This window comes from Nitrospirillum amazonense, from assembly GCF_029594735.1.
Classification (GTDB): domain Bacteria; phylum Pseudomonadota; class Alphaproteobacteria; order Azospirillales; family Azospirillaceae; genus Nitrospirillum; species Nitrospirillum amazonense.
This window is the reverse complement of record NZ_JARPAF010000002.1, coordinates 32,725-56,816: the sequence shown is the minus strand read 5'-3', so window position 1 is coordinate 56,816 and position 24,092 is coordinate 32,725. Positions and strand designations below refer to the sequence as shown.

Sequence of the window (24,092 nt, the reverse complement as noted above, 5' to 3'; positions counted from 1 at the left end):
CGGCGGTCCGTGGCGGGCGTCCGGGGCGTCGGGCCCCTCTGCTTGGTGGTGGTTCGCAGGCTTTCCCTAGGCAGGCTTTCCTTTCCTGAAACTCAAACGGCTCCTGAAACTCAAACGGCTCCTGAAACTCAAACGGCGGCTTCCAGCACCACGGCGGTGCCGTAGGCGACGATCTCGCTCATGGTCTCCCCGATCTCGGAGCTGTCGAAGCGCATCATGACCACGGCGTTGGCCCCCATGGCGCCGGCGTTGGCCACCATGCGGTCGATGGCCTGGCGGCGGCCCTCTTCCAGCATCTGAGTGTATTCGTGGATCTCACCGCCCACCAGGGTGCGCAGGCCGGCCATGAAGTTGCCGGCCAAACCCCGGCTGCGCACCACCACACCGAACACTTGGCCCTTCACGGCCACGACCCGGTGTCCGGGCACGGCCTCCGTCGTCACCACCAGCATGCGGCACTCCTGTCCTGTGAGGGGAAGCTTACGCCCGGGCGCCGTCCCACGCCATGAGCGCGTTCGGTCAGGGTGGCGGCCCTCGCCGCAGGACGGGGGCCGTTCTTAGTCAGTGCGTGGCCGGCAGGGCGGCTAGCCAGCTGTCCACCTGGGGCAGCCGCTCCTGCGCCACCTTGGCCCGGTAGGCGATCTCGCCCGCGGCCTTGGCGACACCCTGGCGGGCGGTGGCCGGCACGTGTGCTTCGGCATAGGCGTTCAGCTCGCCGATGCGCGCCGGATCGGACGAGCGGCGCGCCACGCCGGCGAAGAACTCATAGCGTTGCATCTGGTCCAGCGTGGCCTCCACCGCGTCGATGTGGGCCGTGACGAAGCGCCAGGCCAGGTCGGGGTTGGCGTCGGCCACGGCCAGGATCAACTGCGGCGCGATGGTGGTGCCCACCTCCGGCGTCAGGCTGAGGTCCAGCACCTTCTGCGCCAGGGCGGGGTCGCGCACCGCCCCCAGCGCCCCATACAGCTGGCGGCGGGCCAGCGCGTCGGTGGTGCTGGACGCCAGGGCGTGCAGCCGGTCGAAGGTGGCGGCATCGGCGTGCTGGGCCACAGCGGTGATGACCGCCAGGCGGATGCCGGGGGGCAGGGCCGTGGGGTCGGTGCCGTCGGCCGCCAGGCGCCGCTCCGCCTCCGTCAGCGTTTCGGTGGCATCGAAACTGCTGAGTGCGCGGATCAGGGCGGCGCGGGTCAGACCCACCTTATCGCCCTGGCCCGGCTGCGGGTCCCAGCCGATGGCGGACAGCACCGGCGCCAGCACGCCGCGGGCGAAGGCGCGGAAGGCGGCCTGGCCGGGCTTGCCGGCGTAATAGCCGTCCACGTCGCGCAGGTAATCGGCCGCCTGTTCCCACACCGACGGGTCGGCGTCCGGGCGCAGGGCGCGGATCAGGGACAGGCTGTCGCTCATGGCCATCTGCCCGGCCTCGCCCAGGGCGGCGCTATCATACATCAGGCCCAGCTGGTCGATGGGGGCCAGCCGGTCGACATGATCGACCAGGGCCTTGAACGCCGGCTCGGTATAGGCGGTGCGGAAATAGCCGGTCTGGCCGGCATTGGCCAGCAGGGGGCCGCAGCCGGGCGCGGCGGCCTTGCCCGTCAGGGCCGTCAGCAGCGCGTGCGACGGCGCACTGGCGGCCCTGCCCGTGGCGCCCACCGTGGCCCCACCCACCGTGGCGAGGGGGACGGGGATGGCCCACAGCCGGTCGCTCAGATGGTACTGGTCGGGGATGGTCACCGGCTCGGTGGCGAAGCGCGCCTGGCGCAGGCTGACCTGCGTGCCGCTGCCGGCCATGGCCGGCGCCGTCTCCTTGGCGCCTTTCTTGCCCTTATGCGGCTTGGGGCCGTCGCCGGCGCCGCAGGTGGCGCTGACCGATACCAGGGGGATGCCCGGCTTGGTGATGAAATCGGTGGCGATGCGCAGCGCGTCCTTGGCGCCCGCCTCCTCCACCGCCTTGAACAGGTCGCGGGTGGTGGCGTTGCCGTAGGCGTGGCGCTTCATGTAGCGGCGCACGCCATCACGGAACACCGTCTCGCCCACCGTCGCCTCCACCATGCGGATGACGGCCTGGCCCTTGTCATAGGTGATGTCGTCGAAGGCCTCGTCCGCCTCGGCCACAGAGTTGATGGGCTGCACCACCGGGTGGGTGGCGGCGCGGGCGTCCAGGCGCTTGGCCCGCTCCATCGCCGGCATGGCCACCAGCCAGGGTGACCAGTCGGGATGCAGGGCGTCCATAGCCTTGGCCTCCATCCATGAGGCGAAGCCCTCGTTCAGCCACAGGTCATCCCACCAGGCCATGGTGACCAGGTCGCCGAACCACTGGTGCGCCATTTCGTGCGCCACCACCTGGAACACGCGCTGGCGGGCCTCCTCGGTGGCCAGGGCCGGGTCCAGCAGCATGTCCTTCTCGAACGACATGATGGCGCCCCAGTTCTCCATGGCGCCGAAGCCACCGGCGCCGGGCGTGGCGATGAAGTCCAGCTTGGGCAGGGGATAGGGCGTGCCGAAATAGTCGTTGTAGCGGGCCAGGATGGCGGCGGCCGTCTCCAGGGCGAAGCGCGCCTTGTCCACCGATCCGCGCCGCACGACCACGCCGATCTCCACGTCGCCGGCCTTGGCGGTGGCGCGCTCCAGGTCGCCCACGGCCACGAACAGCAGATAGCTGGACATGCGCGGCGTGGGTTGGAAATGCACCAGGTGGCGGCCGTCGGCCATGGCCTCGTCCGCCTTCACCGGCATGTTGGACACGGCCATCTGGCCCTGGGGCGCCATGACCGACAGGGTGAAGGTGGCCTTGGCCGCGGGCTCGTCCCAACAGGGCAGGAAGCGGCGGGCGTCGCCGGCCTCGAACTGGGTGGACAGCATGCGGGCAGGCACGCCGGCGCCCCCCTTGCCGTTTCCGGGCGCGTCCGTGGCGGTGTAGTCCAGCTGGAACAGGCCGCGCGCCGATTTCTCGATCTGGCCACGGTAGGCGATGTCCACCGTGTGATGGCCGGGCGGCAGGGGGGATGCCGCCGTCAGGGTGGCCGTCTGGCTGTCCTTGTCCAAGGTGACGCCGGTGGCGGGGTTGCCGTCGATGGTCGCGCGGTCCAGGGTCAGGCTTTCCGCGTTCAGCACCACCGTGGGCGTGGCCGTGGCCACGTCGATGTCGATGTGCACCTCACCGGCGAAGGTCGAGGCCTCGATATTGGGGATGACCGTCAGGTCATAGTGCAGGGGTGAAATGTTGCCCGGCAGTCGGCCGTTGGCCGCTAGACTAACCGTGGGGCTGAGGCATAGGGTCGCAGTCGTCACCAGAACAGTTTTGATCACGCCTTTGAAATTAGTCGAGGCCAGGGGCATACAGCCGCTCCTACGCTTGTATTGCGCGGCGCCACTGCGGGGCGCTTTACGCTTTGGCGCTGAGTGTGCCTGCGTCCACCCCGCAGTTCAATTGCGGACTTCCTGACAAATATGTGCGTCTTCGCCAAAGGCGGAGAGGTGAGCACCGTCCGGATATTATATCCAGTTGCGCTCAAGGTAAGCGCTGTCCCCAGGCTGAAATCGCGGCCTCGTGCCGGCAATTTGCCCGGGGATGCGACAGAAGAACGCAGGCTTGACTGGAAACCGTCGCCGGCTGAGACGGCTTCTGGGCGCCGGCTCCGTGCTCTTCGAACAGCTTTTAGCGGCAGCCGTTGGATGACTTATCAACCTCGTCTTCCCCGGACATCGACTTCGGTGTCCGATTAGTTAGGCTGGGGAATCTATTTTCTGCAAATTCACGAAGTATTACTTAGCAGCCAGTGCTGATCTGTCCTGGTAAATGGACAGCAAAACCGCAAAAAGATTATGGGGCGGTGATGAAGCCGAGGGGCGTTTGAAGGAAATTTCAAAAGCTAACGGATCGGCGCGCCATTCGTCCTGATGGTCTAGTCTTCAAAATTCGCATGGGCTTATCCCTGGACTAAATCTCCAGCCGTCTATATTGAAACTCGCCTTCCGAAAGACAGCTCCGCGGTTCGCGGGCCGATCGGGGTCGCCCTAGCCGGCATTTCAAATTTCGCTGTTGTTCTCGCCCGTGCGCGCCCCTCGGCGCCCTCGTGGGCGCTGCATTTGGGAAGTGTTGCCATGTTCCAAGCCCAGTCCTCGACGGCCCGGTCGGCCGCCGGCACCCCCTCCATTTCTGCCCCCTCCATTTCTGCCCCCTCCATTTCTGCCCCCTCCATTTCTGCCCCCTCCATTTCTGCCCCCTCCATTTCTGCCCCCTCCATTTCTGCCAAGGTCCGCAAGGGTTTCGCCGTGTCGGTGGCGGCACGCATCGCCCTGCTGATCGTCGGGGCCGTGACCCTGCTGACGGTGGTCAGCCTGGGCATCAGCCACGTGTTGCTGGCGGGCTTCACCATGGAATTGGCCAAGGACCGGCAGGACGCCAACATGCAGGTGGCGTGGCACGTGCTGGAAGGTTACGGCAAGGGCTACAGTCTCAGGGACGGGCACCTGTACGCCGGCGACACCGCGCTGGAGAACAACGTTGCCGCCGTCGATACGGTGAAGCGCCTGGTGGGCGGCACCGCCACCATCTTCGCCGCCAAGGATGGCGAGATGGTGCGCATCGCCACCAACGTCATGAAGCAGGATGGCAGCCGTGCCGTCGGTACCGCGCTGGCCCGCAACGCCGTCTACGACGCTGTCGTCGGACGGGGCGAGGCCTATCGCGGCGAGGCCGACATCCTGGGTGTGCCCTTCTACACCGCGTACGACCCCATCAAGGACGCCGGTGGCCATATCGTGGGCGTTCTGTACACCGGCATCCAGAAGCGCATCTTCGCCGAGGCGGTGGAGCATCTGAAGACCAGCATCCTGGTGGCCAGCGTCACCCTGGCCGTGGTGCTGGGCCTGGCCGCCTGGTGGCTGGCCAGCCGCTGGGTGGGCCGTCCCGCCCTGCTGGTGGCCCGCCTGCTGGAACGCCTGGCGGCCAACGACACCACGGTGGAGATCCGCCCCACCCAGCGCCGGGATGAGATCGGGCGCATGCTGCGCGCCGCTGGCGCCCTGCGCGGCGTGGTGGCCGACGTCTTCCGCCTGAAGCAGATGGTGGACGACATGCCGCTGAATGTCCTGCTGGCCGATGCCGATCAGGATTTCCGCATCACCTATGCCAACGCCGCCAGCCTGGGCACGCTGAAGACCCTGGGTGCGCCCCTGCCGCGGCCGCTGGCCGGCGGTACGCCGGTGGGCGCCGGGATCGGCCTGTTCCATGCCGATCCGGCCGCGCTGCTGGAGGTGGTGAAGAACCCCGCCCTGCTGCCCTGGCAGGGCCGCCTGACCCTGGAAAACGCCCGTGGCGATAACGAGGAGCTGGAGCTGCGCGTGGCCGCCGTGCGGGATACCGATGGCCGTTATGTCGGCCCCATGATGACCTGGTCGGTGGTGACGCGTCAGGCCCGCCTGGCCGCCGCGTTCGAGACCGATGTGCATGGGGTGGCCGCCGCTGTCACCAGTGCCGCCCACACGCTGGAGGGCGACGCCCGCACCCTGACCGACAACACCGGCAGCGCCTGCACGCAGGCCCAGGACGTGCAGGCCGCCGCCAGCCAGACCTCCAGCAACGTGCAGACGGTGGCCGCCGCGGCGCAGGAGCTGGCGGCCTCGGTGGATGAGGTCGGCCGTCAGGTCGAACGTTCCAAGGCCATCGCCGCCCGCGCGGTGGCGGAGGCGACCACCACGGGGCAGACCATCGGCGGCCTGGCCGAGGCCTCGGACCGCATCGGCGCCGTGGTGCAGATGATCAGCGACATCGCGGGCCAGACCAACCTGCTGGCGCTCAATGCCACCATCGAGGCGGCGCGGGCGGGCGAGGCCGGCAAGGGCTTCGCCGTCGTGGCCTCCGAGGTCAAGACCCTGGCCGGCCAGACGGCCAAGGCCACGGAGGAGATCACCCGCTACGTCCAGGACATCGGCCAGCGGACGGACCTCAGCGTCGCCGCCATGGAACGTATCGGCGCCACCATCCACGAGGTGAATGAGGTCGCCGCCGCCATCGCCGCCGCGGTGGAGGAGCAGGGTGCCGCCACCCGGGAGATCGCCCGCAACGTGGCCGAGGCCGCCGATGGCACCGACCATGTCAGCCGCACCCTATCCTCCCTGACCGATGCCACCGGTGTGGCCGGCAGCACGGCGGGCGAGGTGCTGGACACCGCCGGCAGCCTGACCCGCGAGGCCGGCCGCCTGAACCAGGCGGTGGAAGGCTTCATGAAGGCGCTGCGCGAGATGTAGTGTGCCTCGGGGGTTGGGGGGCACGCGAACTTGGCCATCCTCGGTTCCAGTCCCCTTCCAGTCCCCGAAAACCTGCGGCGGCCCCGGCCGGGCCTTGTCGCCGCGCCCCGGGTGCGGTAGACGGCCGGGGTGCGAGCCCCGTGATGTGACCGATGAACACCAGCCCCGACCGCGACGACGACGATGATGATGACGACCTGCCGCCCCTGCCGGCTGGCGCCAAGAACTATATGACGCCGGAAGGCTTCAACCACATGCGGGATGAGCGCCACCAGCTGCTGCGGGTGGAGCGTCCCAAGGTGGTGGAGGTGGTGTCCTGGGCCGCCGGCAACGGCGACCGGTCGGAGAATGGCGACTATCTGTACGGCAAGAAACGCCTGCGCGAGATCGACCGGCGCATCCGCTTCCTGACCAAGCGCATCGAAAGCGCCGAGGTGGTCGACCCGCAGCTGCAGAAGAACCGGTCCCAGGTCTTCTTCGGCGCCACCGTCACCTATGCCGATGAGGACGATGACCGCATGACCGTCACCATCGTCGGCCGGGACGAGGTGGACATGGACCGCCACCGCATCAGCTGGGTGTCGCCGGTGGCGCGCGCGCTCATGAAGGCCAAGGTGGGCGACGTCGTCACCGTGCGCACGCCCAAGGGGCCGCAAGAGGTGGAGATCCTGGACATTCGCTACCCGGACTGAGCGGGCGGCTCAGCGGTGTTTCTTGCCCGTTGCGCCGTACTCGCTCACCAGCGTGTCTTTCAGCGACCAGGGATGGTCGGCGGCCCCGGCATCGTCCTTCAGGATGATCACGTCGTCGATCAGCCAGCGTCCGCCGGTCCGCGCGAAATGGTAGGCCAGGACGCGGGGCCCGAAGTTGTTGAAGCGCGCCGTCACCGTGGCCGTGTCGTCCGACGCTTCCGCCTGCAGGCCGAAGCCTGACAGGTCCCAGTCCTGGCCGTCGATGATGATGTCGAAGTCCAGGGCGCAAATCCCCTGGGTGCGCTTTTCACAGGCCCGGTCGGCATCGAGCAGGCGCGCCAGTGCCGGGGTGGCGTGGCGTCGGACCTGGGCAACCGAATCGATGGTCGTGTCTTTCTCGGCGTGGGGATCGGCGAGATACGGCCGGTACAGGGCCTCGACGATGGCCTGCGGTGTCGATCCCGGCGGCTCGGCGCCGCCGGCCCGCGCCGCCGGCGGAAGGGCCGCCAAGCTCACGGCCAGCAGGCCCATGGCCGGCAGGAGGGCCCCCCGCGTCATAATTCAGGCCGCATCGCGGCGAGCGACCGCCGGGCGATGTCCTTCAGGGCGGCGCGCAGGCGCTCGATCTCCTGCGCGGCGGCCTCGTAATCCTCGATCAGGCCGCCGACCAGGGTGCCGGGGTCCCCGGCATGGTCGGGATAGCGGTCACGGGCCCGTTCGGCGCGGCGGCGCAGCCGCTCCACGATGTCTTCGTTGACGGGTGGCGCCGGGCGGTGGCTGTCATCCTCCGGCGTCATATCCTCGGCATCCGGCATGGCCCGTGGCTCCCTTCCTTCACGCGTAGGCGGGTCGTCAGGACCGGCCCCTTACGGGGCGCGGCCATGGCAATGCTTGTACTTCAGGCCGCTGCCGCAGGGGCAGGGGGAATTGCGGGGGGTGTTCATCCAGGTGTCCGGGTCCTGGCCGCCCACCTGGGTCGACTGCGGCATGTTCACGGCGCCATAGCCCAGGCCGGCGCTGGCGCGCGCCATGCCCGGGGGCAGGGGCTCGTCGGCCGGCGGCAGGCCAGCGGGCAAGCCAGTGGGCGGGAACGCCGGGTCGACGCGGGTCTCCTGCATCTCCTGGGGCGGGAAATCGTTGGGGTCCAGCGGCGGCTGGGCGACCTGCAGCTGCACGCGCATCAGCACCTGGGTCACCTGCTCGCGCAGGCTGTCCAGCAGCTCCTCGAACAGGTTGAAGGCTTCGCGCTTGTATTCGTTCAGCGGGTCGCGCTGGCCATAGGCGCGCAGGTTGATGCCCTGGCGCAGATGGTCCAGCGACAGCAGGTGGTCCTTCCACGACTGGTCCAGCAGCTGCAGCAGCAGGCTGCGCTCGATGGAGCGCATGATCTCCGGCCCGTAGCTGGCCTCCTTGGCGGCGTAGGCCTCGTCGGCGGCCTTCATCAGGCGCTGCTCGATCTCAAGCTCGGCGATGCCTTCTTCCTTGCCCCATTCCTGCACCGGCACATCCAGCGCCAGGACGCGCACCACGTCCTCGTGCAGCTGGTCCATGTTCCACTGCTCGGCATAGGAATTGGCCGGGATGGCCTTGGCCACCAGGGTGTTGATGGTGTCCTGGCGCATGTCCTCGACGGTTTCCTTGATGTCGTCGACGGCCATGATCTCACGACGCTGCTCATAGACGACCTTGCGCTGGTCGTTCATGACGTTGTCGTACTTCAGCAGGTTCTTGCGGATTTCAAAGTTGTGGGCCTCAACCCGGCTCTGGGCCTTTTCCAGCGCCTTGTTGATCCAGCTGTGGATGATGGCCTCGCCCTCCTGCAGGCCCAGGCGCTGCAGCATGGTGTCCATGCGCTGCGACCCGAAGATGCGCATCAGGTCGTCTTCCAGCGACAGGAAGAACTTCGAGGCGCCGGGGTCGCCCTGGCGGCCCGAGCGGCCGCGCAGCTGGTTGTCGATGCGCCGGCTTTCGTGCCGCTCCGTACCCACGACGTAAAGGCCGCCGGCGGCCAGCGCCACGTCCTTGGCGGCCGCCACCTCCTCCTCGATCTGCTGGATGCGGCGTGCGCGCTCGGCCGGGTCGGTCACATCCCCCAGCTCGTACTCGATGCGCATCTCGACGTTGCCGCCCAGTTTGATGTCGGTGCCGCGGCCCGCCATGTTGGTGGCGATGGTGACGGCGCCCGGCCGGCCGGCCTGGGAGACGATGTAGGCTTCTTGCTCGTGATAGCGGGCGTTCAGCACGTTGTGCGGGATGCCCTGCTTCTTCAGCAGGTCGGACAGCAGTTCCGACTTCTCGATGGAGATGGTGCCGACCAGGATGGGCTGCTGGCGCTCCTGGCACTCCTTCACCAGCTTGACGATGGCGTCGTACTTCTCGCGCGCCGTGCGGTAGACCTCGTCATCATAGTCGATGCGCTGGACGGGCAGGTTGGTCGGCATATCGACCACGTCCAGGTTATAGATCTCCGCGAATTCCGCCGCCTCGGTCATGGCCGTGCCGGTCATGCCGGCCAGCTTGGGGTACAGGCGGAAATAGTTCTGGAAGGTGATGGACGCCAGCGTCTGGTTCTCGCGCTGGATGGTCACATGCTCCTTCGCCTCCAGGGCCTGGTGCAGGCCTTCGGAATAGCGGCGGCCGTCCATCATGCGGCCCGTGAACTCGTCGATGATGACGACCTTGTCGTCCTTGACGATGTAATCCACGTCGCGGGTGAACAGCTTGTGGGCGCGCAGGGCCTGGTTCACGTGGTGGACCAGGGTGATGTTGTGAATGTCGTACAGGTCGCCCTGCTTCAGCAGGTCCATCTCGGTCAGGATCTGGGCGACCTTCTCCGTGCCCTCTTCCGTCAGGTTGACGGACTTGGCCTTCTCATCCTTTTCATAGTCGGTGTCGGCCAGGCGCAGGATGACCGTGTCCACGGCGGCGTACAGCTCGGACCCGTCGGTGGAGGGACCGGAGATGATCAGCGGGGTGCGCGCCTCGTCGATCAGCACGCTGTCCACCTCGTCGACCACGGCGAAGTTGAAGGGCCGCTGGACCATGTCGTCCAGGCGGAACTTCATGTTGTCGCGCAGGTAGTCGAAGCCGAACTCGTTGTTGGTGCCGTAGGTGATGTCGGCGGCGTAGGCGCGGCGGCGCTCGTCGTCATCCAGGCCGTGGACGATGCAGTCGGTGGTCAGGCCCAGGAAACCGTAGATGCGGCTCATCCAGCCGCTGTCGCGCTTGGCCAGGTAGTCGTTCACGGTCACGACGTGCACGCCCTTGCCTTCCAGAGCGTTCAGGTAGACCGCCAGGGTCGCCACCAGGGTCTTGCCTTCGCCGGTGCGCATCTCGGCGATGCGGCCGCGGTGCAGGACGATGCCGCCCATCAGCTGCACGTCGAAATGGCGCTGGCCGATGGCGCGCTTGGCCGCCTCGCGCACGGTGGCGAAGGCGTCGGGCAGGATGTCGTCCAGCGTCTCGCCCTTGGCCAGCCGGTCGCGCAGCCAGTCGGTGCGCATGCGCAGCTCGTCATCGGACAGCGAGACCAGCTTCGGTTCCAGCGCGTTGATGGCGTCGACGTCCTTCCGCAAGCTTTTGACAACGCGCTCGTTGGCGCTGCCGAACAGTTTGCGGGCGATGGAACCGAACATGAAAACCTCGAAGAGAACGAACACGGGGAAACCGGCCGGATCATCCAGCCCGGCCGCGCGGGACATGGGGCCGTTTTGGATAAGGCCCCCCATGCGCCTTGTGAGATAAGGTGGCAGGGCCCGGCGGTCAATGAAGCCCCGCCGTTTCCGGTACCGCGATACCGGTCCTACCTGCCGCGTCAAATCCCCCACACGCGCGGGGCTGGACCATAGCATGATCCGCCTGCTTTCCAACCGCTTTGATGCCCCGGCGGATGCGGTATCCGGCGACCGTTCCCGGGCGTGGCGCGAGGCCCGCGGTTCGGGGGGTGGGGTGCGGCATCAGGACACGTACGGGGTGGGTATCCGGCGCTGTCCCACCTTGCGAGAGGGGCGCCCCCCGTGTTTTATGGCGCGACAGCCGAAGAAGGGCCCGGCAGTGCTACGGCGTGGCCGTCCCTGGTCCCTAGCATCGCGCCGTTTTTTGATGCAGCCCCAGTCCTCGAGGAATTCAGCTCCATGTATGTGAAGATGTTGCGTGCCGCGCTGCTGACCGCGGCTTTCGGGTCCCTGGCCGGCACCGCCCTGGCCGCTGACACCCCGGCCAAGGCTGCCGCTCCCGCCGCGGCGCCGGCCGCCGGCTCGCCGGCCCAGGCCGCGGACGATCCGGTGGTGGCCCGTGTGAACGGCAAGGAAATCCACCGGTCGGAAGTGCTGGCCGAATACAGCCAGCTGCCGGCCCAGACCCAGCAGCAGATTCACCTGAACGAAGCCTACCCGCGCGTTCTGGAGAACCTGGTGACCGCCCGCCTGCTGGCGGATGCCGGCTACAAGGACAAGCTGCAGGACAGCAAGGAAGTGAAGACCGAGCTGAAGCACGCTGAAGAGCGCTTCGTGCAGCAGGCCTACATCCGCAAGCAGGTCGACGCCCGCATGAACGAGGCGCTGCTGAAGAAGAAGTATGACGAGATGGTGAAGGCCATGCCGGCTGAGGACGAGGTCCGCGCCCGGCACATCCTGGTGAAGACCAAGGAAGAGGCCGACGCGCTGATCAAGCAGATCCAGGGCGGCGCCGACTTCGCCAAGCTGGCGTCCGAGCAGCAGATCGACAAGAACTCCGCCGCCTCGGCCGGCGACCTGGGCTACTTCACGAAGGGCGACATGGTCGCCCCCTTCGCCGATGCCGCCTTCGCCATGAAGCCGGGCGAGGTCAGCAAGACCCCGGTGAAGACCGACTTCGGTTGGCACGTGATCAAGGTTGAGGACCGCCGCAAGCGCCAGGCCCCGCCGTTCGAGCAGGTCAAGGGCCAGGTCGCCCAGGCCGAAGCCCAGGATCTGGCCGCCCAGGTGGTGGATGAGCTGCGCAAGGGCGCCAAGGTCGAGGCCTTCGACATCACCGGCAAGCAGGCCATCTCCCTGACCCCGCCGCCGGCCGCCGCCAAGCCGGCCGCCCCCGCCAAGCAGTAAGGCGGGCGGGAAGGCGCGGGATGAGTTCCTTCCCGCGCCGGTACGCTAACGAAGGGCGCAAGCATCGCCGGTGGCGGTCTTGCGCCCTTTTGCTGTCCGCGGTTCGCTTTCGCTTAAGCGCCGAACGCCCGTTTTCGATTTTATTCGTCACGGATTTCGGCCTATTTTCTGCGCCGTTTGCCCGGTTCCTCCGGGCGGCCCCTCATCCGAACCGTTCGCCTTCAACGGAGCGATCCCCATGGCCCTCAAGGTCTCCCCCCTGGCGCCCGACGCTTTCCCCACCCTGTCCCCCGTGGCTGGCGTCCGCCTGGCGGCGTATAACTGCGGCATCCGCTATAAGGGCCGGGATGACCTGATGGTGGCCGAGCTGGCCCCCGGCACCACCGTTGCCGGCGTGCTGACCCGCTCGCTGACCGCCAGCGCGCCCGTGCATTGGTGCCGCAAGGGCCTGACCGGCGGCAGCGCCCGCGCCCTGGTGGTGAACTCCGGCAACTCCAACGCCTTCACCGGTGCCGCCGGCGAATCGCTGGTGTCCGAGACGGTGGCCACGGCCGCCCAGCTGGTGGGCTGCAAGCCGGAAGAGGTCTTCGTCGCCTCCACCGGCGTCATCGGCCAGCCCCTGCCGGCCGACAAGATCGCCCAGCACCTGGGCGCCGCCTGGGCCAAGCTGGACGCCGGCAACTGGGACGCGGCCGCCCGGGCCATCATGACCACCGACACCTTCCCCAAGGGGGCGGTGGCCACCTGCGTCATCGGCGGCAAGACGGTGACCCTGAACGGCTTCGCCAAGGGCAGCGGCATGATCGCCCCTGACATGGCGACCATGCTGGGCTTCCTGTTCACCGACGCGGCCATCGCCGCCCCCGTGCTGCAGAAGCTGCTGTCGCGCGCCACCGACCGCAGCTTCAACTGCGTGACGGTGGACGGCGACACCTCCACCAGCGACACGGTGATCCTGGTGGCCACCGGCCAGGCCGGGAACGCCCCCATCACCGACGCGACCGATCCGCGCCTGCGCCCCTTCGCCAAGGCGCTGGACGCCGTCTGCCTGGACCTGGCGCAGCAGATCGTGCGCGATGGCGAGGGTGCCACCAAGTTCGTGACCCTGACCGTGACCGGTGCGGCCAGCAACCAGGCGGCCAAGCGCATCGCACTGACCGTCGCCAACTCCCCCCTGGTGAAGACTGCCGTGGCGGGTGAGGATGCCAACTGGGGCCGCATCGTCGCCGCCGTGGGCCGCGCCGGCGAAAAGGCCGACCGCGACAAGCTGGTCATCAGCATCGGCGGCGTGCAGATCTGCGCCAACGGGATGGAGGTCCCGGGATATGACGAGGCGCCGGTAGCCGCCCACATGAAGGGGCAGGAGATCGACATCCAGGTCGACCTGGGCCTGGGCCGGGGCAAGGCCACCGTGTGGACCTGCGACCTGACCCACGGCTATATCGACATTAATGGCAGCTACCGCAGCTGAGGCTGCGGTAGCTTCCTTTGTTCCCTCAGGCGCCGGGCGGCGGCATCCGCCGCCTTGGCTTGTCCTCGATTTCCAGTCCGCCTACGGCTCCCCAGAAATCTCCGGCGGCCGCGGTCGCGGCCTACGGCTGCATGAGGGAAATCTCATGCAGCTGATTTATTTGGAGGAAGTGCTGTGGCGGATGAGATGACCGCGTGCTGGGATGGGCGGGTCGAGTCGACGGAACCGGTGCGCACTGTCCTGGTGGCCGCCGTGGCTCTGATCGACGCCGACGGGCGGGTGCTGCTGGCGCAGCGGCCGCCGGGCAAGTCCTTGGCGGGCCTCTGGGAGTTTCCCGGCGGCAAGGTCGACCCCGGCGAGACGCCGGAGGTGGCCCTGGTGCGGGAACTGCGGGAGGAGCTGGGCATCGACACGCGTACCAGCTGCCTGGCGCCCTTCACCTTCGCCAGCCACCGGTATGAGACCTTCCATCTGCTGATGCCGCTTTACGTCTGCCGCGTCTGGCAAGGCACGCCCCAGCCCCTGGAAGGCCAGTCCCTGGCCTGGGCGCGGGTGGATCAGCTGAACGACTATCCCATGCCCCCCGCCGACGTGCCGCTGGTGGCCATGTTGCGGGATTTGCTCTAAGGCCGCCATTCGGTGGCGCAGGTTAAATCACAACTAAGAAGATATGTGATCGAATCAGATAAAACTTTAAGAATTATAATATAGATTTTGATGTTACCCCTACGGGCAATCCATCCGCCACAAATCCCAAAGAGGTTTAGGATGTTGCCCAATTGCGCGTGTTCTCGCTTCGATATCGCCCAGGCTGTGCTGGCCTCCACGGACAACCTGACACCTGAGCAACTGTACAAGGCGATAAAGGCGGCCCTGGAGGTGGTTCGGCAGGATTATGCCGTGCTGCAATCGGCCCCGGCGCCTGAGCCGGTTGACGCGCCGGCCCGGCTGTTCCACGGCGGCGTCATCCGAACCATGCGCGACGATCTGCCCACGGTTGAGGCCCTGGTCATCCGGGGCAAGGACATCCTGGGCGTGGGCACGCTGCAGGCGATGCGGGACCTGGCTCCAGGCGCACGGGAGGTCGATCTGGCCGGGCGGACGCTGATGCCGGGCTTCGTCGATCCCCACATGCACGTCGTGGCCAGCGCCCTGCTGGCTCCTGGCTTGGGCTTGGGGCCGGTAGCGGGGGAGGACTACACCTTCGACAGCGTCAAGGCGAAGCTACGCCAGGCCATCCGGTCGGCCAAGTCGACAGAGGATTGGATCGTCGCCACCGGTTTCGATTCCTCGCGGCTGTCGGATGGTTGGCGGAACATCACGATCGACGACCTGGATGAGTTGTTCGATCATGCTCCCGCGGAAAAGCAGAACCCGGTTTTCATCGCGTCGGGGTCGGGTCACACCACCTACGCCAACCGCCGGGTCCTAGTGATGGCCGGCGTGCCCGAATACAACCCGCCCAAGCTGGAAGGGGGCAAGATCGCCACCTTCTTCGAGGACGGTAAAGATACCGGCCGCACCTCCGGCATCTTCATTGAATATCCCGCCCAGAAATATGTCCTGGGTGCGCTCTCCAGCAGTGGTCACACGGGCTTCCCCGAGGACCCGACCACGCTGGGCGTGAATGTGGCCGAGATTCTGTACACCGCGCTGGCCAACGGCAACACCATGGTGAACGAGGCGGCGCTGGGCATCGCGATGGGCGCCGCCGATATGGAGAAGGCGGCCATCGACGCGGTGTCGCTTTTCACGGCCCGTCCCCGCTTCGCCAGCGCCCGCTATGTCAGCCAGTACCTGGTGGGCGACCATCAGGTGCACTGGCAGCACCCCGACCTGACCGACCCCATGTTCCTGCAGCAGGCCGTCAAGCTGTTCGCCGATGGCTCCAACCAGGGTGTCACCGGGTTGCAGCGCGAACCCTACACCCCCTGGGCCATCCTGCAGACGGAGCGGGACTATCTGGGCTTTGACGTGAAGGGCAACCAGAACCTGCCCGTCAGCGGGTTGGCCGCCTTGGTCGGCCCCGCCAATGACGCCGGCTGGCAGGTCATCACCCACGCCAACGGCGACGCGGCCATCGACAACATCCTGGCGGCTTACCAGAAGTCGAAGGAGGACAATCCAGCGTCCGCCGCCCTGCGCAACCGGGTGGAGCACTGCTCCATCCTGCAGGATGACCAGATCAAGCGCATGAAGGACCTGGACGTGGTGCCGTCCTTCCTCATCCAGCACGTGGCGGAGTGGGGATACGTGCTGAAAAAGCTGCTGGGCGACCGCGCCGACCTGCTGGACCGATGCGCGTCCGTGGAAAAGGCGGGCCTGCGCTTCTCCTTGCACAGCGACTACACCGTCAGCCCGCTGGAGCCGCTGCGCCGGGTCCAGACCGCGGTCACCCGCATCATGGACATGGACCCCGACCACGGGGTGCTGAGCCCCGATGAACGCATCAGCGTGGTATCGGCCCTGAAGGCCCAGACCATCGACGCCGCCTGGCAATGCCATGCCGACCAGTATGTCGGGACGTTGCAGGCGGGGAAGTTGGCTGACCTGGTGATCCTGGACAGCGACCCCTGCACGTGTGAACCGACCCGCATCGGGGACATCAAAGTGAGTGAGACCTGGGTCAACGGTGCCAAGGTCTTCCCGCTGGTCCCGCAAGGCGAGGTTCCGGCGGCGTAAGTCTGACTCAGGAACGGCGGGCCGCGCGCCAACGGTCGGCGCGCGGCCCGTCCGTTCGCGGAGCCCTCAATCAGTTCTTCAGCGGATTGATCTCTTCCGTGCCCAGCGCGTCGGCCAGGCGCAGCTTGGCGCTGCCGCGGCGTAGGGGTTTCTGCTGGCTTTCGTCGGGGGCCCAGCCGGCCAGATACAGCACTTGGAAGCTGGCCTCGATGCCGCCCTCGCCATCGGGATACAGGTCCTGGTAACGCTCTGCGGCCCGGGTGAACAGGTCGCTGGGGCTCACGGCCTTGCGGCTGTCCAGCACGGCGTTGGTCTCGCCCATGCCGCGCAGGTCCTGGATCAGGCGGAAGGCGTGGGGGTAGCTGACGGTCAGCATGTCGCTGTCCACCACCGGCAGGGCGAAGCCGGCGCGCTGCAGCAGGCCGCCGGCGTCGCGCACCTCGGCCATGGGGCTGATGCGGGGCGATAGGCCGCCCAACAGGTCCATCTCGGCCTCCATCAGGCTGCGGCGCAGCTCGAACAGCGTCTCGCCGCCAAGGATGGCGCCCAGGAACAGGCCATCGGGCTTCAACGCGCGGCGCACCTGGATCAGGGCGCCAGGCAGGTCGTTGACCCAATGCAGGCTGAGGGCGCTGACCACCAGGTCGAAGCTGCCCTCGGCGAAGGGCAGGAACTCCTCATCAGCCGCCACGGTCGGTAGGCCGGGCATGCGCTTGGCCGCCTCGGCCGCGAAGCGGGGGGACAGGTCCGTGGCCACCACTTGGGCGATGCTGGGCACGGCTGCCAGGGCCCGCGCCACCTCTCCGCCATGGCAGCCCAGGTCCAGGGCCACGCGGAAGTCGCGCTTGATGTCGGCCAGGCGTTCCACCAGGCGGCCGACCACCTCGGCCTTCAGGAAATCGAAGCCGGTCCACCCGGCGGCGGCCCGGTCGCGATGGGCCCGCACGCGGCGGCGGTTGAAGACGGTCATGCTGTCGGCGTCGCTCATGGGGCCGGTATAGGCCCTTCCTGGGCCGGAGCAACAGGAATTTACGGGGTACGCGCGGCTTTGCGCTATCATGGCGCGTGCTTCTTGGAGGACATGCGCGTATGGGCGATTGGGGGCGGGCGATGGGGGCCAGGGTGCGCGACACCGGCGTGCGCCTGCTCGACCTGGTGCTGCCGCCGCGCTGCCTGGGCTGTGGCGAGGCGGTGGCCGCTGCCGGCACGCTGTGCGGCGCCTGCTGGCGGGGCGTCAGCTTCATCACGGCGCCGCAATGCGCCGCCTGCGGCCGGCCCTTTCCCCATGACATGGGCGCCGACGCCCTGTGCGCCATCTGTGTCGCTGCACCCCTATCCTTCGGCCGGCTGCGCGCCGCCGTGCTGTACGACGATGCCAGCCGCCCCCTGATCCTGGGCTTCAAGCATGGCGACCGGACGGAGGCCGTCCCCCTGTTCGCCGGCTGGATGGCGCGCGCCGGGGGGGAACTGCTGGCCGGGGCCGATCTCGTGGCGCCGGTGCCGCTGCACCGCTGGCGCCTGTTCGCCCGGCGCTACAATCAGGCGGCCCTGCTGGCCGCGCGGCTGGGGACCATCAGCGGGGTGAAAGCGGCGCCCGACCTGCTGGTCCGCCGCCGCCGCACGCCCAGCCAGGGCAGTCTGTCGCGGGGGGGACGGGCGCGCAACGTGGCGGGCGCCTTCGCCCTGCGCCCCGGCCGCTCGGTCAAGGGGCTGCGCGTCGTGCTGGTGGATGACGTCTACACCACCGGCGCCACGGTGGCGGAGTGCGCCCGCGTGCTGCTGCGGGCGGGTGCCGCCGGGGTGGAGGTGCTGGCCCTGGCCCGGGTGCTGAAGGCCGAAGATATTTAGAAACACTCTAACTCAGGGCTGGGTTGCGCACCCACCCTTGGCGCTGCGCCGCCGATGCGCCAATATTTCAGGTAAATCATTTCCTCAGGAGTTTGGGCCCATGCCCCGCGTTGAGATCTACACCAGCCCCTACTGCCCCTATTGCCACCGCGCCAAGCGCCTGCTGGACAGCAAGGGCGTGCAGTATGAGGAGATCGACGTCATCGCCAACCCGTCGCGCAAGCCGGAGATGATCCAGCGCGCGGATGGCCGCACCACAGTGCCCCAGATTTTCGTGGATGGTGAGGGCCTGGGCGGCAGCGACGACATCCACGCCCTGGACCGCGCCGGCAAGCTGAACGCCAAGCTGGGCCTGGACCAGTTGGCCTCCGGCACCGCCTGACGCGCATGACGGCGGCCCCTTCCTCAGGTGTCCTGCGCGCGGCAGTCCTGCAGATGACCGCCGGGCCGGAGATATCGGCCAACATGGATGCGGTGGCCGACCTGCTGCGCCAGGCCAGGGACCAGGGGGCGGCGTTCGCCACCCTGCCGGAAAACGTGGCCCGCATGGTCCAAGGCCGCGAGCGGGTGCTGGCCGGCGCTTATGAGGAAGAGGCGCATCCGGCCCTTGGCCGGTTCCGCGACCTGGCGGTAGAAACCGGGCTGTGGCTCATGACCGGCACCCTGGCCTGTCTGACGGAGGATGGCCGCGCCGCCAACCGCTGCTTCGTCATCGACCCGTCGGGCCAGGTGCTGGCCCGCTACGACAAGCTGCACATGTTCGATGTGGAGCTGGCGAATGGCGAGCGTTATCGCGAAAGCGCCACCTTCCGCCCCGGCGACACCGCGCGCGTGGTCGATACCCCGTGGGGCGGGCTGGGCCTGACCGTCTGCTACGACGTGCGCTTTCCCCAGCTCTACCGCGCCCTGGCCAAGGCCGGCGCCCGCATCATCACCGTACCCAGCGCCTTCACCGTGCCCACGGGCCGCGCCCACTGGCACGTGCTGCTGCGCGCCCGTGCCATCGAGACCGGCTGCTGGGTCCTGGCCCCTGCCCAGGTGGGCACCCACGATGGCGGCCGCCAAACCTACGGCCACGCCCTGATCATCAGCCCTTGGGGTGAGGTAGTGGCTGACGCCGGTGGCGAGGCCTCCGGTGTGCTAGTCGCGGACCTGGACCTATCCAAGGTGGATGAGGCGCGATCCATGGTGCCCAGCCTGTTGCACGACCGGGCCTTTGGTATTAATTACACGGAATGACTTTTGATTCTTTCTTTTGCTCTTTCTGATTTCGGGATCTTCTTAATGTATTGCTTTAAAGAACGATTTCCAAAATCAGGAGGCATTATCCAAATGCTACCGGAAGGGGCTGTATTAATGGTTTCTTCAATTTTTGGCCACCAAAACAGGGTGTGTGCTGCCTGGAAGTGTCGTTTCGCCATCGCCCATTCTTCGGGAAAATATATGGCGATCAATCCAGTTTCCTGAATATGGGTTAAAAGGCTATCTCGTTTCAGCATCTTCCTGTCGCAGGACAGGATGGCGTTGCCACCGTTTCGGGCGAAAGTCGATATCCAATATTCGTCTTCGGTGCCTCTGAATTCTAAATCAGCCACGCCAAATAGAGAAAATGATCGTGAAAGTACAATCTCTTTGACCGCACGGAGGATTTTTGGGGATATGTGTTCGTCAGCACATATCTTCACGCTGGGAGCACCGTTTCGAATTCAACCGCCTGGCGGACAAGTGCTTCGTCGATTTCGTACCAGTCTGCAACAATGCTATAATCATTTCCCTCAGCCTTCCAGGAGCTGAAGAGAGCTGAAGTTGGAATTCGAGCATTGTCAATTACGGGCTGCCCGAAGGCAATTAAAGGATCCAAGACTACGTTGGGAAATTCGATGGGCTTTGGGTGCCATCTTTGAGCCAGGCCCGTAGATGGAGAAAACTCAATACCCCTCGCAAGAGCTTGTTCGATAATTTCGTACATGGTGAATTGACCATGCATGAGGTCGAGCAGCTTCTTGTCCCCAGTCTTTTCGGCAAAGTGCAGAAAAATGCGCTTTCGGTCAGTCATGAAGCGAATGCTAGACATCGCAAAGGGATGTTGCGAGTGGAGTTCCACGCGAGCCGCGTGAGCAGCCTTGCGGATACTCTGAAGGCTAACGCCTTGCTTCCTGAAGTGCTCGATAAAGCGAATTTCGAGAAGGTCCCAAAAACCCACTTCTTGAGAGTCCCCAACAGGGGGATATTGCCGACAGATGATAGGTTCGGCGCGGCCAGCATATCCGCTGAGCCAGCCTCTAATGCGCTGCTGGCTATCTAGGCCCAAGATGCGAGAAGCCTCCTGGATCGTATAAAAGCCACCGATCAGCGGCTTCGGCTCTTGAAGCATCACACCCATCGCAGGCCTCAAACGAAAACGGCTTATAGCTTCCGCACTGGGAATGAGACGATTCTACATTCGTTGCTCTTCAAATGGAATCCACCAAAGCTTTTTTCCAGTGCGAGCACAAGCCAACGAAAAAGGCGGCACCCTCGCGGATGCCGCCCTTCGTTTTGCTACCGGAACAAGCCTTATTCGGCGACCTTCAGCACGCCGCGGCGGATCTGGTCGCGCTCCATGCTGACGAACAGGGCGCGGAAGTTGCCTTCGCCGAAGCCCTCGTCGCCCTTGCGCTGGATGATCTCGAAGAAGATCGGGCCGATGGCCGTCTCGGTGAAGATCTGCAGCAGATAGCGGTTGTCCTTACCGTCCAGCAGGATGCCGCGGCTCTTCAGTTCTTCGACCGGCTGGCCGTGGCCGGGCAGGCGCTCTTCCAGCATCTCGTAGTAGGTGTCGGGCGGCGGCGTCATGAACTTCACGCCGGCGGCCTTCAGCTTGTCCCAGGTGGCGATGATGTCATCGGTCAGCAGGGCGATGTGCTGGATGCCCTCGCCCTTGTAGGCCTCGATGAACTCCTGGATCTGGTCCAGCTTGTCGGCACCCTGCTCGGACTTCGACTCGTTGATCGGAATGCGGATCTTGCCGCAGGGGGCGGTCAGCGCCCGGCTGGTCAGGCCCGTGTACTCACCCGTGATGTCGAAGTAGCGGATCTGGCGGAAGCCGAAGATCTTGCCGTAGAACTCCGAGATCGGGTCCATGCGGCCCTTGCGGACGTTATGGGTCAGGTGGTCGATCAGCTTCAGGCCGGCGCCCACGGGGTTCTGGTCCGCACCCTCGATGGGCACGAAGTCGATGTCGTAGATGCTGGGGCTGTTGTACCGGTCCACCAGGTACAGCAGGCTGCCGCCGATGCCTTCGATGGCCGGGATGTTCAGCTCCATGGGGCCGACCGTGCCCTTCACCTCCTTGGCGCCCTGGGCCACGGCGTGCTTCAGGGCCTCGCCCGCGTCCTTCACGCGGAAGGCCATGGCGCAGGCGCTGGGGCCGTGCTCACGGGCGAAGCGCTGGGCTAGGCTGTCCGGCTCGGCGTTCACGATGAAGTTGATGTCGCCCTGGCGGTACAGCACCACGTTCTTGGAGCGGTGGCGGGCCACCTTGGTGAAGCCCATGGCCTCGAACAGGCGGCCCAGGGCCTCGGTGTCCTCCGCCGTGTATTCCACGAACTCGAAGCCATCGGTGCCCAGCGGGTTCTCCCACAGGTCGCCGCCGGCGACGGCTTCGGCGACGGGCCCAGAGGAGGAGGGGGTGGTCGGGGTGGACGCGGTCGGGGTGGACATGGCGGGTCGCTCTCCCTGTTAGAAGCAACAATCCCCCTGATGATACGCCCGGCGCCCGGGCATTTCCTTGCGAAGTCTGCCGCATTTGTTCAAGATTGAGCAACGTTGTGCTCAAGAAACCCTTAAGGCGGCATCACTATGGGTAAATCCAGTCTGGACGCGGCAGATCTGCGCATCCTGGATACGTTGCAGCGCAACGGGCGCCTATCCAACGTCGACCTGGCGGAAGCCGTGGGCCTGTCGCCCTCGCCCTGCCTGCGTCGGGTGAAGGACCTGGAGGACCAGGGCTACATCCAGGGCTATGCCGCCCTGCTGGACCGGCGCCTGTTGGGCCTGGGGGTCGTCGCCTTCGTCGAGGTCAAGATCGATCAGAACGCGGAAGGCGACGCCGTGTTCCGCCGCCTGGTCAGCCAAATCCCCGAGGTGGTGTCCTGCTTCGTCATGACCGGCACCATGGACTATCTGGTGCAGGTGGTGGTCAGCAACCTGGAGGCCTTCGCCGAGGTCTCCATGAAAAAGCTGCTGCAGATCCCGGGCGTGAAGGACGTACGCTCCAGCTTCGTGCTGGACGTGGTCAAGCACTCCACCGCAGTACCCTTGCCGTCGGTCGCCGAACTGGCGCGGGACTGAAATTTCTTCCCGGCACAAGATTGCTAAACCGGTCGTTCAAACGGCAGGAAGTGGTTTTGAGCTAGGGCTAACGGGGCATGATCGCAAGGAAATGGTGCTGATCCAGCGATAAAATGGTTTCACAAACCCAGCCAGGGAGATGGAGCCATGAGCAGCAGCGCGCCGGTCAACACCACGGGCAAGTCCGACACCCCCCTGCGCGGCGACTACAGCGCCATGGCGGCTGACTACACCGTGCCCCAGGGCTGGGAAAAGATCACGGCGGAGGAGCACGCCCGCTGGCGCACGCTGTATGAGCGTCAGTCGGCCCTGCTGCCCCGCTATGCCGCGCCTGAGTTCATGGAAAGCCTGGCCCGGCTGGACGCCCGCGACGGGGTGCCCCATTTCAATCGCGCCAGCGAGGTGCTGCACAAGGCCACGGGCTGGACCCTGGTGGCCGTGCCCGGCCTGCTGCCCAACGACGTCTTCTTCAACCACCTGGCCGAAAAGCGATTTCCGGTGACCAACTGGATCCGCCGGGCGGATGAGATGGATTACCTGGTGGAACCGGACGTGTTCCACGACTTCTTCGGCCATGTGCCCCTGCTGATGCATCCGGTCTTCGCCGACTATCTGCAGGCCTATGGCAGGAAGGGCGCCGAGGCCGAAGCCCACGGCGGGCTGGAGCGCCTGGCCCGTCTCTACTGGTACATGGTGGAATTCGGCCTGATCAATACGCCCCAGGGCCTGCGCGCCTATGGCGCCGGCATGCTGTCCTCGCGGGGCGAGACGCAGTACTGCATCGAAAGCCCCGAGCCCAACCGCGTGGGCTTTAATCTGGAACGGGTGATGCGCACCCGCTATCGCATCGACGACTACCAGGAAACCTACTTCGTCTTGGACAGCTTCGAACAGCTGTTCCAGGCCACGGCGCAGGATTTCGCCCCGCTCTATGCCAAGCTGGCCGCCCTGCCGGATCTGCCGGCCGACCAGATCCAGCCGGGCGACACCGTGTTTACCGCAGGCCGCAAGGCGGCTTAGGCTTAGCCCAGCAAGTGCCCTAGGGGCTGGGTCGCAGCGTTTGCCCGATCATGGCATAGGCGTCGTCGCTGGCCAGGAAGACGTAGGCGGGTGTGATGCCAGCCCAGTCTTCCTCCTCGCCATCCGCGTCGGGCGGCAGGTGGCCCGGGCACACGCAATTGGCGGTGATGTCGTTGTCGCCGAACTCATGCACCAGGCTGCGGGTGAAGCCCAGCAGGGCGGAGGCCGCGGCGCCGTAGGCGGTCATCCCGCGCGCCCCTTCCATGGCGGTGCTGTCCACCGTGGTGACGATGCGGCCATAGCTGCGCGCCCGCATCAGGGGCAGCAGATGGCGCACCATCAGGAAGGTGCCGCCCATGTTGGCGGCCATGGTGGCCTCGAACAGTTCCAGCGTCATGCCGTCGAAAGGCTGTTTCAGGCGGAAGCCGGCGTTGTTGACCAGGATGTCGACATGGTCGAAGGCAGCGATGGCCGCTTCGGCCACCGTATAGGCGCCGGCCGGCTGGGTGATGTCGGCCTGCACGACGATGCCGGTGCGGCCCAGGGCCTGCACCTGGCGGGCGGTTTCCGTGGCCGCCGCCTGTTCATCGGGCAAAAGGTGGTGGAGGACGACGTTGGCCCCCTCCTGCGCCAGGGCGACCGCGACGGCGCGGCCCAGGCCGGACGCCGCCCCCGTCACCACCGCCGTCCGGTTCGCCAAACGCCCCGCCCGCTGCA

At 66.6% G+C, this 24,092-nt stretch carries 22 protein-coding genes; 11 read left to right on the top strand and 11 right to left on the bottom strand.

Annotated elements, in window-relative coordinates; translation table 11 throughout:
* Positions 1 to 128: 128 nt before the first annotated feature.
* From P5F91_RS06265 to P5F91_RS29860, 3 genes are all read right to left on the bottom strand, one after another.
* Positions 129 to 452 (bottom strand): heavy metal-binding domain-containing protein, encoded by a 324-nt coding sequence (locus tag P5F91_RS06265; protein ID WP_277906822.1) that lies wholly within the window; start codon positions 450 to 452, stop codon positions 129 to 131.
* Positions 453 to 561: 109 nt separating this feature from the next.
* Positions 562 to 3,288 carry a M1 family metallopeptidase gene (locus P5F91_RS06260; RefSeq protein ID WP_277906821.1) on the bottom strand — a complete coding sequence of 909 codons (2,727 nt, stop codon included), beginning with the start codon at positions 3,286 to 3,288 and terminating at the stop codon, positions 562 to 564.
* A 665-nt stretch (positions 3,289 to 3,953) separates the two neighbouring features.
* Complete coding sequence (locus tag P5F91_RS29860; protein WP_422394455.1) at positions 3,954 to 4,199, bottom strand: hypothetical protein; 246 nt, start codon at positions 4,197 to 4,199, stop codon at positions 3,954 to 3,956.
* Between P5F91_RS29860 and P5F91_RS06255 the strand changes: the two genes are divergently transcribed.
* Positions 4,102 to 6,249, top strand: a complete 2,148-nt coding sequence (locus tag P5F91_RS06255; protein ID WP_277906820.1) for a methyl-accepting chemotaxis protein — start codon at positions 4,102 to 4,104, stop codon at positions 6,247 to 6,249. The two genes, P5F91_RS29860 and P5F91_RS06255, sit on opposite strands and share 98 nt — an antisense overlap.
* Before the next feature lie 152 nt (positions 6,250 to 6,401).
* Positions 6,402 to 6,941 carry a transcription elongation factor GreB gene (gene greB / locus P5F91_RS06250; protein ID WP_277906819.1) on the top strand — a complete coding sequence of 180 codons (540 nt, stop codon included), beginning with the start codon at positions 6,402 to 6,404 and terminating at the stop codon, positions 6,939 to 6,941.
* Between the two features lie 9 nt (positions 6,942 to 6,950).
* On the opposite strand, the gene P5F91_RS06245 is transcribed toward greB, so the two are convergent.
* From P5F91_RS06245 to secA, 3 genes are read right to left on the bottom strand one after another with little or no spacing between them, the layout of a single operon-like run.
* Positions 6,951 to 7,472: a hypothetical protein gene (locus P5F91_RS06245; protein ID WP_277906818.1), complete on the bottom strand. Its 522-nt coding sequence runs from the start codon at positions 7,470 to 7,472 to the stop codon at positions 6,951 to 6,953.
* Positions 7,473 to 7,495: 23 nt separating this feature from the next.
* Positions 7,496 to 7,756 (bottom strand): hypothetical protein, encoded by a 261-nt coding sequence (locus tag P5F91_RS06240; protein ID WP_088872201.1) that lies wholly within the window; start codon positions 7,754 to 7,756, stop codon positions 7,496 to 7,498.
* Positions 7,757 to 7,807: 51 nt separating this feature from the next.
* Positions 7,808 to 10,576 (bottom strand): preprotein translocase subunit SecA, encoded by a 2,769-nt coding sequence (secA, locus tag P5F91_RS06235; RefSeq protein ID WP_145611160.1) that lies wholly within the window; start codon positions 10,574 to 10,576, stop codon positions 7,808 to 7,810.
* A gap of 498 nt (positions 10,577 to 11,074) precedes the next feature.
* Between secA and P5F91_RS06230 the strand changes: the two genes are divergently transcribed.
* From P5F91_RS06230 to P5F91_RS06215, 4 genes are all read left to right on the top strand, one after another.
* Positions 11,075 to 12,022, top strand: a complete 948-nt coding sequence (locus tag P5F91_RS06230; RefSeq protein ID WP_246134404.1) for a peptidylprolyl isomerase — start codon at positions 11,075 to 11,077, stop codon at positions 12,020 to 12,022.
* A gap of 238 nt (positions 12,023 to 12,260) precedes the next feature.
* Positions 12,261 to 13,493 carry a bifunctional glutamate N-acetyltransferase/amino-acid acetyltransferase ArgJ gene (argJ, locus tag P5F91_RS06225; protein WP_277906817.1) on the top strand — a complete coding sequence of 411 codons (1,233 nt, stop codon included), beginning with the start codon at positions 12,261 to 12,263 and terminating at the stop codon, positions 13,491 to 13,493.
* A 186-nt stretch (positions 13,494 to 13,679) separates the two neighbouring features.
* Positions 13,680 to 14,120: an 8-oxo-dGTP diphosphatase MutT gene (gene mutT / locus P5F91_RS06220; RefSeq protein ID WP_211106958.1), complete on the top strand. Its 441-nt coding sequence runs from the start codon at positions 13,680 to 13,682 to the stop codon at positions 14,118 to 14,120.
* A gap of 141 nt (positions 14,121 to 14,261) precedes the next feature.
* Positions 14,262 to 16,175 carry an amidohydrolase gene (locus P5F91_RS06215; RefSeq protein ID WP_186454760.1) on the top strand — a complete coding sequence of 638 codons (1,914 nt, stop codon included), beginning with the start codon at positions 14,262 to 14,264 and terminating at the stop codon, positions 16,173 to 16,175.
* Positions 16,176 to 16,245: 70 nt separating this feature from the next.
* Here the strand turns inward: P5F91_RS06215 and P5F91_RS06210 are convergent, their stop codons facing one another.
* Positions 16,246 to 17,163 carry a methyltransferase domain-containing protein gene (locus P5F91_RS06210; protein WP_145611051.1) on the bottom strand — a complete coding sequence of 306 codons (918 nt, stop codon included), beginning with the start codon at positions 17,161 to 17,163 and terminating at the stop codon, positions 16,246 to 16,248.
* Between the two features lie 101 nt (positions 17,164 to 17,264).
* Here P5F91_RS06210 and P5F91_RS06205 point away from each other — a divergent pair, with 101 nt between their 5' ends.
* From P5F91_RS06205 to P5F91_RS06195, 3 genes are all read left to right on the top strand, one after another.
* Positions 17,265 to 18,023 carry a ComF family protein gene (locus tag P5F91_RS06205; RefSeq protein WP_246134405.1) on the top strand — a complete coding sequence of 253 codons (759 nt, stop codon included), beginning with the start codon at positions 17,265 to 17,267 and terminating at the stop codon, positions 18,021 to 18,023.
* 100 nt (positions 18,024 to 18,123) lie between these two features.
* Positions 18,124 to 18,405, top strand: coding sequence for a glutaredoxin 3 (gene grxC, locus P5F91_RS06200; protein ID WP_088872197.1), 282 nt, complete (start codon positions 18,124 to 18,126; stop codon positions 18,403 to 18,405).
* Positions 18,406 to 18,410: 5 nt separating this feature from the next.
* A complete protein-coding gene (locus P5F91_RS06195; protein WP_277906814.1) occupies positions 18,411 to 19,262 on the top strand; it encodes a carbon-nitrogen hydrolase family protein in 852 nt (283 codons plus the stop codon).
* On the opposite strand, the gene P5F91_RS06190 is transcribed toward P5F91_RS06195, so the two are convergent.
* From P5F91_RS06190 to hppD, 3 genes are all read right to left on the bottom strand, one after another.
* Positions 19,250 to 19,708 carry a PIN-like domain-containing protein gene (locus P5F91_RS06190; RefSeq protein WP_277906812.1) on the bottom strand — a complete coding sequence of 153 codons (459 nt, stop codon included), beginning with the start codon at positions 19,706 to 19,708 and terminating at the stop codon, positions 19,250 to 19,252. The genes P5F91_RS06195 and P5F91_RS06190 overlap by 13 nt on opposite strands.
* On the bottom strand, positions 19,705 to 20,406 hold the full coding sequence (locus P5F91_RS06185) for a DUF433 domain-containing protein (protein WP_277906811.1): 702 nt from the start codon (positions 20,404 to 20,406) through the stop codon (positions 19,705 to 19,707). Before P5F91_RS06185 ends, P5F91_RS06190 begins: the two co-directional genes overlap by 4 nt.
* A 173-nt stretch (positions 20,407 to 20,579) precedes the next feature.
* Positions 20,580 to 21,725 carry a 4-hydroxyphenylpyruvate dioxygenase gene (gene hppD, locus P5F91_RS06180; protein ID WP_277906810.1) on the bottom strand — a complete coding sequence of 382 codons (1,146 nt, stop codon included), beginning with the start codon at positions 21,723 to 21,725 and terminating at the stop codon, positions 20,580 to 20,582.
* A gap of 138 nt (positions 21,726 to 21,863) precedes the next feature.
* Here hppD and P5F91_RS06175 point away from each other — a divergent pair, with 138 nt between their 5' ends.
* Both P5F91_RS06175 and phhA read left to right on the top strand, forming a co-directional pair.
* Complete coding sequence (locus P5F91_RS06175; RefSeq protein WP_040848442.1) at positions 21,864 to 22,355, top strand: Lrp/AsnC family transcriptional regulator; 492 nt, start codon at positions 21,864 to 21,866, stop codon at positions 22,353 to 22,355.
* Between the two features lie 147 nt (positions 22,356 to 22,502).
* Positions 22,503 to 23,375 (top strand): phenylalanine 4-monooxygenase, encoded by an 873-nt coding sequence (gene phhA, locus P5F91_RS06170; RefSeq protein ID WP_145611054.1) that lies wholly within the window; start codon positions 22,503 to 22,505, stop codon positions 23,373 to 23,375.
* A 19-nt stretch (positions 23,376 to 23,394) separates the two neighbouring features.
* Here the strand turns inward: phhA and P5F91_RS06165 are convergent, their stop codons facing one another.
* A complete protein-coding gene (locus tag P5F91_RS06165; RefSeq protein WP_186454761.1) occupies positions 23,395 to 24,075 on the bottom strand; it encodes an SDR family NAD(P)-dependent oxidoreductase in 681 nt (226 codons plus the stop codon).
* Positions 24,076 to 24,092 lie beyond the last annotated feature (17 nt).